Origin of the sequence: Glaciecola sp. KUL10, from assembly GCF_003203515.1 — a bacterium.
Lineage (GTDB): Bacteria > Pseudomonadota > Gammaproteobacteria > Enterobacterales > Alteromonadaceae > Glaciecola.
On the sequence record NZ_BGNG01000008.1, the window covers coordinates 137,845 to 151,210 of the forward strand.

A 13,366-nucleotide genomic window follows, 5' to 3' on the forward strand; every position below is an offset into this window, starting at 1 on the left:
GGTTTTTGTCGATTTAGCAAATGGTTTTAGGTCAGAAGCAGCGCCTCTATTTGTGGAATTGCCCTTTTTGAAAGCACTGTTCTTTTTGGCACTGCTTTTTTTATCTTGCTTCATTAGTGTAATGGTCCTGTTTGCTGATCGCTTTGGTCTTGCTCTTCAATCTTGGCGTCATCAGCTGATATAGTTGTTTCTGTATTTGAGGCGTTTTGCTCAAAATCATCTGCCACCCAATCCAACTCTTCGTTAAACATCTCAGCAGACGGCAGTTGGTCCAGTGAATTTAAACCAAAGTAATCCAAAAATGTTTTGGTGGTTGCAAATAAGGCAGGTCTGCCTGGGACCTCTTTGTGTCCAATCGCAGCAATCCAATCGCGCTCAGTCAGTGATTTAATAATATGGCTGCTGACACTGACACCTCTAATTTCTTCAATTTCACCGCGTGTAATTGGCTGTTTATATGCGATCAGCGATAGCGTTTCTAACATTGCCCGACTGTATTTAGGTGCATTTTCTTGCCACAACTTACTGAGCTGATGACCCAATGCAGGGTCGGTTTGAAAACGGTAGCCCGACGCTAACTCAACAAGCTTGATTCCTCGCGGCGCATAGTCTAACACTAATTCGCCCAAGACTTTATTGATTTGTTTCTTTGCGACATCAAAGCCGTCTAATACTGTTTCTCTTAGTTTATCGATAGTCACTGGATGGTCAGCTGCAAAAATAGCGGCTTCAACTAACTGTTTTAATTGTGTGTCATTGATTTTGTTCATATTCACCCAGCTTAACATGCAAAGCAGAAAATGCTTTTTCTTGCTCAAACACGACTAATCCTTCTTTGCTTAGCTCTAAAATAGCAATAAATGTGACCACCACTCCTGCTTTGCCCTGCTCAGGCGTCAACAAATCTTCTAGTCGCATAAACGTGTAACTATTTAGTTGTGCTAATACCTGTGACATGCGTTCTCGCGTTGACAGCACTTCTTTTTCGATTTGATGATGCTCAAATGCATCCGCACGTTTCATCGCTTGCGCAAATGCAAATGCAACTTCTTTTAGTGTGACCTGTGGTAAGTGTTTAATCGGTTGTACGTTATCACTCGTCTCTGCTTTCGCCACAAAAAAGTCACGCTCTTTGCGCGGAGCTGCATCAAGTTCTTCAGCCGCTTTTTTAATTTGTTCGTAGGCTTTTAATCGACGAATGAGTTCTGCGCGAGGATCTAACTCTTCTTCGTCATCTTCATTTAGTTTTGGCAATAACAAGCGAGACTTTATTTCTGCGAGCATGGCTGCCATCAACAGATATTCACCGGCAAGCTCTAACTTAATATCCGTCATAACCTCGACGTATGCCATGTATTGCTTAGTTATTTGTAAAACAGGTAAGTCTACGATGTCGAATTTTTGTCTTCTGATCAGGTAAAGCAACAGGTCAAGCGGACCTTCGAAGCGCTCAAGAATAACTTCAAGCGCATCTGGTGGAATGTATAAGTCTTCGGGCTTTTCAACAACCGCCTCACCATTAACAAAGGCCAATGCAAGCGGTTGTTGTTCGGTGATTTGCGCACTTGACTGTTCAAGCGAAACAGCTTGATTGTTGTCATTGTCAAATGTTTCATCGTTCATCAGAATCGCATCAGCCGTTTCAATTTTTATTATTCAAATGGGCTCGGATCGCCACTACCGTGTCGAATAACAGTTGTCTCACCTTCTGACATATCAATCACTGTGGTGGGTTGCTCCCCTAAATAACCACCATGAATAATCAGACCGACAAGTTTTTCTAATTTATCACGAATATCTTCTGGATCAGATTCTGCCATTTCTGCATTGGGTAAAATTAATGTTGTTGACATCAAAGGCTCACCTAACTCTTCTAAAATAGCCAACGCAATTGCATTGTCTGGTACTCGAATACCAATTGTCTTACGCTTTGGGTTTTGCAAGCGTTTAGGGACTTCTTTTGTGGCTTTAAGAATAAATGTATAAGGCCCTGGCGTGTTGTTTTTAATCTGTCTAAACGCAGTATTATCGACGCGGGCGTAAACGGATAACTCGGACATGTCACGGCACATCAACGTGAAATTATGGTCCTTACCGATATCCCGAATACGACAAATCTGGTCTAAGGCCTTTTTGTTCTCCATTTGGCAACCAATCGCATAACCACTATCTGTCGGGTACACAACCACTTCGCCTGCATTAATCAGCTCGCATGTCTGTTTGACTAGCCTAGCTTGAGGATTATCGGGGTGAATATAAAAAAACTGACTCATTAATGTTCTTCTTAAGCTATTCGCTGATGAATTTTGTGATGATTTAAAACCACTGGCCAATTGTGCCAAATAGGTTTTACTTGTTCGGAAATATCTAAGCGTCGACCTAGCTCAGTCCAACGTCCCGGTGCGTGAAAATCAGATCCGGCAGAGCCTAATAACTCACTGCTTAATGCAACTTCTAATAATAATGATTTGGTTTGTTTCTGCATATTCGGATGCGTCACTTCCATTGCTACGCCCCCTGCTGCTTTAAATTCAGTGGTCAATCTTCTTAACCACTTTGTGCTCATATCATAATGACTAGGATGCGCGATAACAGCCTGACCACCAGCTTGCGTAATCCATTCAACCGCGGTTTGGATAGTGATCCACTTTGGCGTTGCATAGGCTCGTTTGCCTTTGCCAAGATACTTTGAGAACGCTAATTGATGAGTCGCACAAACTTGTCTATCGACAAGGACATTAGCTATGTGATTGCGAGATATTTGTGCACCATTTGCATGATTCAGAGCATCTTCATATACATTTTCAATTCCGCACTTCGCAAGTTTATCGCAAATACGTTTGGCGCGTTCGTCTCGTTCCTGCAATTGCGCTGCTAGGCGTTTAAGTAACACGGGATCGTCGATATCCATGTTATAGCCCAAAATATGGATATCAAAGCCATGCCAACTCGTTGAAAGCTCTACGCCCGTTACTATTTCAAGCTTAATATCATTTTTCTGTGCGAATTCTTTAGCAACCGAAATAGCGCTAACCGTATCGTGGTCAGTAATTGCAAGAACATCAATCTGCATTTGTTGGGCACGCATCACTAACTCCTGCGGGCTTAAAGCGCCATCAGAGTGTGTTGTGTGGCTATGTAAATCTATGATTAAACTCATATTTATACTTTAAAATTCTTTTTACTCGCCTCAATAACCAAGTTTTGTAGGGACTGTTCTGCGTAATAAACTCTCTTGTAAGAATAAAAGTAGCAGATCAGGTTTTGCTAAAAAACGGTTGACTTAGGAAGCATTTTGTTTTCTTCTATGCAGTATATCGCATTCGTGTCGGTCGTCCTAAGATTACTTTTTAAAGTATTTTGCATACTAAGTAGTCGCATGAATTTATTCACACGAAGCAACTAGTCGTTAAGTAGTTAGTAAAAAAGTAAACAAACAAAAGCGAAGACATCAACTAAAATGATTAATACATTAACTAACATCAAAGCAAACATCTGGTGGTGGCACATCCCAAATTAGGGCTGTGTTGCATTGTTATGTCTCGCAAAAAGCCCGTTTTTTCGGGCTTTTTTTATGGCAAAAATTTACACAATGATAAGCCCAAACCCAGTAAATATTGGGTTTAAAAACGATATAAAAAAATTATTAAAACAAGTAAGTAGGAAATCATGAGTTTAGCACAACTGGGTAAAACACCTGGACAAGTCGAATCTATCATCGTTGAAAGTCCATATGTTGCAGATCCGTTGATCGCATATCAAACCCTCGGCAAAACCAATAGTCTTTTATTGGAATCTGCAGAAATTGACAGTAAAGCAGATCTCAAAACGCTGTTGCTAATTGATGCAGCTTTAAGGATTCAATGCGATGGGGAGTCAGTAAGTGTCAAAGCACTGACTGATAATGGACAAGCCGTATTGCCTGTAATAGAAAATGCCTTAAATACGTTCTTAGTAGCATCATCTGAAACAAATGAACTTCGTTTCGATTTTAATCACACAGAACACGCAATGCTCGATGAAGACAAGCGACTCAAACAAGCAAGTGTATTTGATGTGTTGCGTAGTATAAAAGATGAAATAACGACAATCAGAGACCATGCCCATGCAGTATTTCTAGGAGGGGTGCTCTCTTACGATTTGATTGAAACCTTTGAAGACTTGCCCGCTGTACCCAATGGTGTAAACGATTGCCCTGAATATGTTTTTTATCTTGCCGAAACCCTATTGTTAATTGATCATCAACAGCAAAAAAGCGAAATAATTGGTTCGGTGTTCAGTTGTGAAAACGTCGGAAATCACTACTTTGGTATTCATCAACGCATTGAAGCAATCAACAAAGCGCTCAACGCGTTGCCGACACAAATTGAAGCTGCACAAGCGCTTGAAGCGCACCCATTGTCTGTTTCAAAATCCGATGAAGAATATTGTGCAGATGTGCTAAAACTAAAAGAAAACATATTAGACGGTGATATTTTTCAAGTCGTGCCATCACGCGCATTCAGTCTATCCTGCCCGTCACCACTTGCAGCTTATCAAGCACTTAAACAATCGAATCCTTCACCTTATATGTTTTATTTGCAAGACCAGGATTTTGTGATTTTTGGCGCTTCTCCAGAGTCAGCGCTGAAATATGAAAAAAGTACCAATCAAGTTGAGGTTTATCCCATCGCAGGCACACGTCCGCGCGGAAAAAGAGCGAATGGCCAGATCGACTTTGATTTAGACAGTCGCCTAGAGCTAAATCTTAGAGAAGACGAAAAAGAAAAATCAGAACATCTTATGCTGGTAGATCTTGCCAGAAACGATGTCGCTAGGGTCAGTATTTCTGGCACTCGACACGTAAAAGAACTGCTAAAAGTTGATCGATATTCGCATGTAATGCATTTGGTATCACGGGTAGTCGGTCAATTAAGACCCGACCTTGATGCCCTTCACGCGTATCAAGCCTGCATGAATATGGGCACCTTGGTCGGTGCGCCCAAAATCAGTGCGGCAAGCTTAGTGAGACAAGTCGAAAAGCAAAAACGTGGCAGCTACGGTGGCGCGGTAGGTTATATCAATGGCAATGGAGACATGGATACCTGTATCGTAATCAGATCAGCATTTGTTAAAAATGGAACTGCCTACATACAAGCAGGTGCAGGTGTAGTGAATGACTCCATTCCACAATCTGAAGCAGATGAAACACGCGCCAAAGCACAAGCGGTTATTTCGGCGATAAAGACTGCGCACACAACCGATAACTCAACGAAGACGGGAGCTTAGGATGAAAAACACAAATATAAACCAAAGCTCACAAATCGAAGGTGCACAAATAGTACTGATTGATAACCTAGATTCGTTTTCTTACAACCTAGTTGATGAACTCAGGACCCTCGGCGCTGAACTTACGATCTACCGCAATACAGTATCAGCACAAGAGGTGCTTAGGGTACTAGAAGAAAAATCTGCTTCAAACAAGGTACTATTAGTTATCTCACCAGGCCCTGGCGCACCATCGCAAGCGGGCTGCGTGCCTGAGCTTCTCAAAAAAGTGAGAGGCCGTTTTGCAGTGCTGGGTATTTGCCTTGGACATCAAGCGATTGTTGAAAGCTACAATGGCAAAGTCGGTCGTGCTCCGCATGTGATGCACGGCAAGTCCTCGTTAATGCACTACAGTGACCACAAAGCCAATCAGACTATATTTAAAGACTTGAGCAACCCTTTATCGATAGCGCGTTATCACTCGCTCGCCGCTAAGCAAATGCCTGATAGTTTACAGGTAATTGCAGATATAGATGGTTTGCCTATGGCAGTTTTGCATGCCGATGATAATATGCTGGGCTTTCAGTTTCACCCCGAATCCATACTGACGTGTGATGGAAGCCGATTACTAAAACAAAGCGCTGAATATCTATTAAATTCAAGCGTTTTAAATGCTGAAAAGGAGCACAGCTAAGATGTCTTCATCGATTGAAACCAGCGCCCTACTTGGACAACTCTTTGACGGTGGCGCATTAGATTTTAAAAAATCAAAACAACTGTTTACGCGAGTGCTATCGGGCGACTTAAGCGAAGTCGAAACGACCGCAGCTTTGATTGCACTCAAAATGAAAACAGAAACAAACGATGAAATCGCAGGTGCAGCACAAGCCATGACCGATTCAGCGCTTGAATTTCCAAGACCCAACTACGAATTCAGTGACATTGTGGGTACGGGTGGTGACGGCCATAATACAATTAACATAAGCTCTGCCGCTGCGGTAGTCGCTGCAAGTTGTGGGATAAAAGTAGCAAAACACGGCAATAGAAGTGTGTCGAGCAAATCGGGTTCATCTGATTTGTTCAATGCGTTTGGCATAGATTTAAACATGTCACCCACCGTTGCCCGCACTTGCTTAGATCATGCAGGTTTGTGCTTTTTGGCTGCCCCTAAATATCACTTGGGGATGAAATATGTTATGCCAATTAGGACTGCGCTAAAAACCCGAACTTTGTTTAATATATTAGGGCCATTAGCGAACCCAGCGAAGCCTACTCATCACATGTTAGGTGTTTACACGCCAGCGCTTTTAGATATATACGCGAACATTCTTGTGAGCTTGAATAGAAACAATGCGTTTGTTGTACATGGAGATGGATTGGACGAGCTCGCGTTGCACGGCCCTAGTCAAATAAGACACGTAAAAGACGGCGCTATCGAAAGCTTTACTGTTAGTCCAAGTGATTTTAACCTCAAAGAATTTTCTTTGGTCGATATTCAAGGTGGTGACCCCAGTGAAAACAAGCAGCTGATAGAAGCTGTTTTTAATGGTGAAGGTGCTGACGCACATACAAGTGCAATTGCCATGAATGCAGCGGCACTAATACACCTAAACGGAAAAAGTAAGGACTTCAAAGAAGCATGTGATATCGCTATGCAAGCTATCGCTTTAAAGAAACCCATGCAAGTCATTAACGAAGCGGCTGAACTCAGTCAGTCACAACAAGCATAACGAGGAAGAGTCTTGGCCAACGTATTAGAAAAGATTGTCATTGATAAAAAAGCGGAAATTGCTCAACGCAAAATTGATTTTCCCTTGTCTGACTTCAAAGACCAATTAACGCCTAGCAAAAAAGACTTTTATGGCGCACTCAAAGCCCCAAATGCTAGCTTTATCTTAGAGTGCAAGAAGGCATCTCCTTCAAAAGGGTTGATTAGAGAACACTTTGACTTAGATGAAATTATTGATGCCTACTCAAAGTACGCTTCTTGTATTTCAGTACTGACCGATGAAAAGTACTTTCAAGGTAAGTTTGAATACTTGCAGTATGTGACCGAAAGAGTTGAACAGCCCGTCATAAATAAAGACTTTTTTGTCGACCCGTATCAGATTTACCTCGCTAGATATTATAATGCCGATGCGGTCTTGCTGATGCTTTCAGTTCTTAATGATCATGAATATGCAGAATTGTCAGCACTTGCAGAGAGCTTGTCACTGGCAGTTTTAACAGAAGTCAGTAATGAAGAAGAAGTGCATAGAGCATTAAAACTAAAGGCCAACATCATCGGTATCAACAACCGTAACTTGCGTGACCTAAGCACGGATTTAGCCACAACAGAACGCTTGGTTCCAATTATTAGAGAAAGTGGCTTTAAAGGCGCGATTATTTCAGAATCGGGTATCTATACCCATCAAGAAGTTCGACGTTTAAGCCCTTTTGTTGATGCATTTTTAGTGGGTAGCGCGTTAATGGCGCAAGACAAACTTGAACTTGCTATTCAAACTTTACTGTATGGCGAAGTAAAAGTATGTGGTGTTACGTCACTAGATCAAGCTCGGTTGATTTCAAAATACCCAAGTTCTTATTTAGGGCTAATTTTTGTCGAACAGTCCCCTCGCTTTGTAGACGACGCAACAGCGCTTACTATTTCTCAGCATATTGATAAGCCATTAGTGGGTGTTTTCCAGAATCACAAAATTGAATTCATATGTGAAAAGGTCAAACGTTTTGGACTAGCGATAGTGCAATTACATGGCGATGAATGCGAAAATTATATTTCGACATTAAAAGGTGATTTGCCTGAAAACTGCCAAATATGGAAAGCAGTGGGCGTTGAAAACGAACTTGACTTAGAAGGGTTAGAGTCACGCTTTCAAAATGTCGACAGACTCTTATTGGATACCAAAATCGGCGCGCAATCAGGTGGTACGGGCCAAACTTTTGATTGGCGATGGTTATCGCAGATTTGCGAAACAACACGCATTGCGTTAGCAGGCGGTATTAGTCCTGACAATGCAAATAAAGCCAGATTAAGTAAAGCACAGATTATAGATGTAAACAGCGGCATAGAGTCACAAAAAGGGGTCAAAGACCCTGCTAAGTTAGATGCGCTGTTTGATGCAATTAGAGAATACTAGTAAAGGTAACGCGAAAATGAACGCAATAAACAAAGAGTTGAATACCAAATTTGGTGATTTTGGTGGCATGTATGTCCCAGAATTGCTGATCCCAGCACTAGACCAGTTGGAACAAGCTTTTTTAGATGCCAAAGACGACCCTAGCTTTCAAGACGAATTTTTATCACTATTAAAAGACTACGCAGGCAGGCCAACTTCAATGACACTGACACGCAATATCGTGTCTAACCCATTGGTAAAACTGTATTTAAAACGCGAAGACTTATTGCACGGCGGTGCGCACAAAACAAACCAAGTACTAGGTCAAGCGCTATTGACCAAGCGCATGGGTAAAACCGAAGTCATCGCTGAAACGGGCGCCGGACAACACGGTGTAGCCACTGCACTAGCCTGCGCACTATTAGGTTTAAAAGCGCGTATTTATATGGGTGCAAAAGACGTTGAACGCCAAAGTCCTAACGTGTTTAGAATGCGTTTAATGGGCGCTGAGGTCATTCCTGTTGACTCTGGCTCGGGTACACTAAAGGATGCCGTTAACGAGGCGATGCGAGATTGGTCCGCTAACTACGATAAAGCGCACTACTTGTTGGGCACTGCTGCTGGCCCTCACCCTTTCCCAACCATAGTACGTGAATACCACCGCATGATCGGCGAAGAAACACGTGCACAAATCATGGAAAAAGAAGGTCGCTTGCCAGATGCTGTTGTTGCTTGTGTCGGCGGTGGATCGAACGCAATTGGTATGTTTGCCGATTTTATCGACGAGCCAAGTGTTAAATTAGTCGGTGTTGAACCTGCCGGTAAAGGTGTTCATACCAAAGAACACGGTGCGACTATTTGCACAGGCACAAAAGGCATTTTGCACGGTGCTTATACGTTTATTATGCAAGATCAAGACGGCCAAATCGAAGAGTCTTATTCGGTATCTGCTGGCTTAGACTATCCAGCTGTCGGTCCTCAACATGCATACCTAGCAGAAACCGGGCGTGCCGAATATCATGCTGTTACCGATGATGAAGCACTTAATGCGTTTCAACTATTGGCGAAAAAAGAAGGGATTATCCCGGCTTTAGAAACGTCACACGCCCTTGCCCACGCGCTTAATATGGCCGATGAAGCAACCGAAGAAACAATCATCGTGGTTAATTTATCTGGTCGTGGGGATAAAGACCTAGCGCACGTAACCAGTATTTTGGGAGACAAGCTATGAGCATGACTACTCGTTACGCAGATATGTTTACAAGCCTAAAAACAAAAAATCAGGGTGCTTTTGTTCCGTTTGTGATGTTAGGTGACCCTGATAAACAAAGCTCACTGGAAATTATCAAAACGCTTATTGAAAATGGCGCAGATGCACTAGAACTTGGCATTCCCTATTCAGATCCTATTGCCGATGGCCCCACCATTCAAAAAGCAAGTATCCGTGCATTGGGTAACGGGATAAGGCCGAGTGACTGTTTTGATATACTTACCGAAATTAGAGCTGCCTATCCTGATATCCCCATTGGCCTGCTGTTGTATTCTAACCTTGTCCTCGCACAAGGAATTGATGAGTTTTATGCAAAAGCAAATGCAGCAGGAGTAGACTCAATATTAATAGCTGACGTGCCACTAAGAGAAGCCGATCGTTTTATTGAAATAGCCAAACACAACAATGTGCAGCAGATTTTAATTGCTCCTCCCAATGCATCTGATGAGACACTTCAGCAGATTGGTGAAAAATCATCTGGCTATACTTACTTGTTGGGCCGCGCAGGTGTAACCGGTGCAGAAACAGCAGTAGAAATTCCTGCGTCTGAGTTAGTGGATAAGTTAAATCAATACAAAGTAGCGCCACCACTATTAGGCTTTGGGATTTCAACACCTGAACAAGTAAAATCTGCAATTGAATCGGGCGCTGCAGGTGCAATTTCTGGTTCTGCAACAGTGAATTTAATTGAGAAAAACTTGAACGATAAAACAGCCATGCTCAACGATTTGGGTAGTTTTGTCGCATCGATGAAAGCAGCCACGCTATAGTGGCTGTTTTTTTGCTTAATTTCGTCCTTAATTCAATCAAGCAAAACGCTAAGTGGATATAATCCATCTAGACAAAATTCTTTAACCAAATAATTAAAAGAAGCGAAATCACCATGTTATTTATGATTTTTTGTGAAGATAAGCCCAACAGTATGGAGCTTCGCATGCAGACGCGCCCTGCCCATCTTGACTACATTCAACCACTGGTGAATGAATCTCGGTTATTGTGTGCAGGACCGACCCCATTCTATGATCCAGAAAATACAGGCAAATTGGGTGTGAGCGGTTCATTAATAATCGCAGAATTTGACTCATTACAAGAAGCTCAAGACTGGGCGGCAAACGACCCATATGCGTTAGCGGGGTTATTTAGTTCGGTTATCGTTAAACCTTATCTTGTAGTATTGCCAAAATAACCAATCGAAGAATAAAGGGAATGAACATGAATGAAGACAGCTTATATATTAGCCGAAGTATCAGCATTCCCATCTCACAATTGGAGTTCAGCGCAACAAGGGCTCAGGGCGCGGGAGGCCAACACGTTAACAAGGTTTCTACAGCTATTTATCTGCGATTCAACATTAAGGCCTCATTGCTACCTTTAAGAGTAAAGGAAAAATTGTTGAACACAAAGCAAGCGAACGTCACTAAAGACGGTGAAGTACTTATCAAAGCTCAAAATCATAGAACACAAGAACTCAATAGACGCGACGCAATCGATAGATTTAAAAAGCTAATTCAGGACGCTAGCTTTATTCCAGCAGAAAGAAAAGCAACAAAACCGACGAGAACAAGCGTGAAAAAGCGTCTCGACAGTAAGACAAAACACAGTACTAAAAAACATTTGCGAAAAAACGTCTCGTTTGACTGAGTTATATTTGCAAGTATTACACTTTGTACTGAGACACTGAAGCATGAAGCGTTTTACCGTTATTTTCGATTTGCGCGAACAAATCATTCATGGTGTTGATCGCCCCAAGCTCTCTGGTTGCTGCTTCTAGCACCATTTTTGCTTCATTTGATATATTGGCAGCGGTATGTGTTTGTTCTTCAGATGCACTGGCAAACTGAGCTGAATTAAGATCAACTGCATTGGCCAAACTCATTAGTTCATCACTAAGTGCTTTCACACCATCACAAGCACTCATTGCAAGATCAATCGATTGCTTACCGCTATCAACTGCCTCAACTACTTCACCACTTGCTTGTTGCAGGTTTTGCAATAGAGCTGCAATTTGCTCCGTCGCCTTTTGACTGTTTGATGCAAGATTTCTCACCTCATCTGCTACCACAGCAAATCCTCGTCCATGTTCACCGGCTCTCGCGGCTTCTATTGCGGCATTGAGAGCTAACAAATTGGTTTGCTCAGAGATTGCATTAATACTGACCAAAATATTATTTATTTCAGCAACTTGCTCATTGGTAGAAGAAGCCTTATCGGTTATGTCTGTCATATTGGACGCTAAGCCACTGATAGCACTTTTATTTTGTAATGTTAATGCGTCACTTTGCCTAATCTTTTCATTTAGCTTCTGACTAGTATCTTTAGTTTCACTTGCCGCTCTGGCAATTTCAAGACTCGTCTGAGACATCTCATCAACTGCAACTACGATATTATTGACCATTAATTGAGTACCATTTGCATCGTCAATGACTGTCGCCTTTGCAGCATTAAATTCATGGTTTAGTTGATCGCTGTTTCCTATTGCTGATGTTATTTTTTGGATGCATCTGCGAAGCACATCAATGCTAGCCTCAATATCTTTTGAGATATCGCCCAATTCATCGTTGCTATCGATAGTGCAATCTGAGCGCAGGTCTTTGTGGCTAATAATATTGTCTAAATTATCGCGAAGTGCCTTTAACTCATTGCGCAAAGTCGACACCAAGTAAAAACTTATCGAACCTAAACCCAAAAGTACCAATGAAGTAAAAACAATCTTAACTAGCATCCATAGACTTGCGGAAGATTTTTCACTCTCAGCAAGAGATAAGTTTTGTGTCCATTGTGCATCCACTAACTTTTTAACACCCGCAATCTGAGTAGTCGCTACACCAAACCAGTCGGCAGCTTGGACCGGACTATTGCTTGCGTCAAATGCAATTTCTTGATTTAACACAAAGCTGTGAACTTGCTTTATCTTGTCTGCGGTATCGTTACTGATCAATGCATTAAAAGCGGAAGCTTCTGCGCCGCTTAAACTGCTTTTTAGCATATCACCTATCGCCGACATCTCATTGACATACAGTTCTATATCTTTTCGTGCGCTTTCACTTAAATTATTTCGTGCAAGTACTCCGTTGATTTTTCCTCGCGCTTGTCCAGCTCTCTCTTTAAACCACGCATAATTTGTTGCAACTCCAACTCCGATTTGTTGTTGGGATGAATTTATGCCCGCACGGAGCATGTTAATTGCATCCAATGCAAGTCGATTAAGCTTGCTGTAAAAAGCAAAGGCATTGGCACCGTTTCTTTGATCAACTTGGCGCCTCACCCTTTCTTTTCCGTCTATATGTGAAAGCAATGCAGAGAGTGTCTGACGCAGATCGACCCCAGTTTGATTATCTGAGTTAAGCAGTTTTTTCAAGTTTGAAATTGCGCTATCAGCTTTGATGCGCTGAGCATCAACTTTTGCCTTTGCTTGCTCACTTGGTTTCCCTAAAAAGCCCGCCGTCAATCCTCGTTCAACAGCATGTTGATGAGCAACATTGTCAAGCGCAAACATCAATTCGGTAATTGCAAAATCTTTGCTTGCGTTACTGCTACTAGTGGCGGAATACTTTAGGTTGATTCCTGCAAAGCTTAAAAGCGCAATAAAAGAAAGGAGCACACTTAATAGTGTGAGGCTGACAATTGAGAATTTTGATAGCTGCGCTGCCATAGATAAAGGGTATCCTAAATTGGGCTGTCCGTGGCAATTTAAACGCTTGATTTACTTAAAGCGCGATCGTATCTCGATATA

Annotated in this window: 13 protein-coding genes; 8 read left to right on the plus strand and 5 right to left on the minus strand. The window is 42.1% G+C overall.

Going from position 1 to position 13,366, the window contains the following annotated elements; all coding sequences use genetic code 11:
• Positions 1-113 precede the first annotated feature (113 nt).
• The 4 genes from scpB to KUL10_RS13960 are packed head-to-tail and all read right to left on the minus strand — an operon-like array spanning position 114 to position 3,160.
• Positions 114-770: an SMC-Scp complex subunit ScpB gene (gene scpB, locus KUL10_RS13945; protein WP_110429556.1), complete on the minus strand. Its 657-nt coding sequence runs from the start codon at positions 768-770 to the stop codon at positions 114-116.
• A complete protein-coding gene (locus tag KUL10_RS13950; protein ID WP_110429557.1) occupies positions 754-1,623 on the minus strand; it encodes a ScpA family protein in 870 nt (289 codons plus the stop codon). The genes scpB and KUL10_RS13950 overlap by 17 nt, the downstream gene beginning before the upstream one ends.
• A gap of 29 nt (positions 1,624-1,652) precedes the next feature.
• Positions 1,653-2,273 carry an L-threonylcarbamoyladenylate synthase gene (locus KUL10_RS13955; RefSeq protein WP_110429558.1) on the minus strand — a complete coding sequence of 207 codons (621 nt, stop codon included), beginning with the start codon at positions 2,271-2,273 and terminating at the stop codon, positions 1,653-1,655.
• An 11-nt stretch (positions 2,274-2,284) separates the two neighbouring features.
• On the minus strand, positions 2,285-3,160 hold the full coding sequence (locus KUL10_RS13960) for a PHP domain-containing protein (RefSeq protein WP_110429559.1): 876 nt from the start codon (positions 3,158-3,160) through the stop codon (positions 2,285-2,287).
• 509 nt (positions 3,161-3,669) lie between these two features.
• Here KUL10_RS13960 and KUL10_RS13965 point away from each other — a divergent pair.
• The 8 genes from KUL10_RS13965 (at position 3,670) to arfB (ending at position 11,274) form a co-directional block, all read left to right on the plus strand.
• Complete coding sequence (locus KUL10_RS13965) at positions 3,670-5,268, plus strand: anthranilate synthase component 1 (RefSeq protein WP_110429560.1); 1,599 nt, start codon at positions 3,670-3,672, stop codon at positions 5,266-5,268.
• 1 nt (position 5,269) lies between these two features.
• Positions 5,270-5,941 (plus strand): aminodeoxychorismate/anthranilate synthase component II, encoded by a 672-nt coding sequence (locus KUL10_RS13970; RefSeq protein WP_110429561.1) that lies wholly within the window; start codon positions 5,270-5,272, stop codon positions 5,939-5,941.
• A gap of 1 nt (position 5,942) precedes the next feature.
• Entirely contained in the window at positions 5,943-6,977 is a 1,035-nt protein-coding gene (gene trpD / locus KUL10_RS13975; protein ID WP_110429562.1) for an anthranilate phosphoribosyltransferase, read from the plus strand.
• Between the two features lie 12 nt (positions 6,978-6,989).
• Positions 6,990-8,384 (plus strand): bifunctional indole-3-glycerol-phosphate synthase TrpC/phosphoribosylanthranilate isomerase TrpF, encoded by a 1,395-nt coding sequence (gene trpCF / locus KUL10_RS13980; RefSeq protein WP_110429563.1) that lies wholly within the window; start codon positions 6,990-6,992, stop codon positions 8,382-8,384.
• Positions 8,385-8,400: 16 nt separating this feature from the next.
• Positions 8,401-9,594, plus strand: coding sequence for a tryptophan synthase subunit beta (gene trpB, locus KUL10_RS13985; RefSeq protein ID WP_199509255.1), 1,194 nt, complete (start codon positions 8,401-8,403; stop codon positions 9,592-9,594).
• Complete coding sequence (gene trpA / locus KUL10_RS13990; RefSeq protein WP_110429564.1) at positions 9,591-10,403, plus strand: tryptophan synthase subunit alpha; 813 nt, start codon at positions 9,591-9,593, stop codon at positions 10,401-10,403. Before trpB ends, trpA begins: the two co-directional genes overlap by 4 nt.
• 113 nt (positions 10,404-10,516) lie before the next feature.
• The gene (locus KUL10_RS13995) at positions 10,517-10,819 is read left to right on the plus strand and encodes a YciI family protein (protein WP_110429565.1); all 303 of its coding nucleotides are present in this window, start codon (positions 10,517-10,519) and stop codon (positions 10,817-10,819) included.
• Between the two features lie 26 nt (positions 10,820-10,845).
• The gene (gene arfB, locus KUL10_RS14000) at positions 10,846-11,274 is read left to right on the plus strand and encodes an alternative ribosome rescue aminoacyl-tRNA hydrolase ArfB (protein ID WP_110429566.1); all 429 of its coding nucleotides are present in this window, start codon (positions 10,846-10,848) and stop codon (positions 11,272-11,274) included.
• A 16-nt stretch (positions 11,275-11,290) separates the two neighbouring features.
• Here the strand turns inward: arfB and KUL10_RS14005 are convergent, their stop codons facing one another.
• Complete coding sequence (locus tag KUL10_RS14005) at positions 11,291-13,285, minus strand: methyl-accepting chemotaxis protein (RefSeq protein ID WP_110429567.1); 1,995 nt, start codon at positions 13,283-13,285, stop codon at positions 11,291-11,293.
• Between the last annotated feature and the right edge of the window lie 81 nt (positions 13,286-13,366).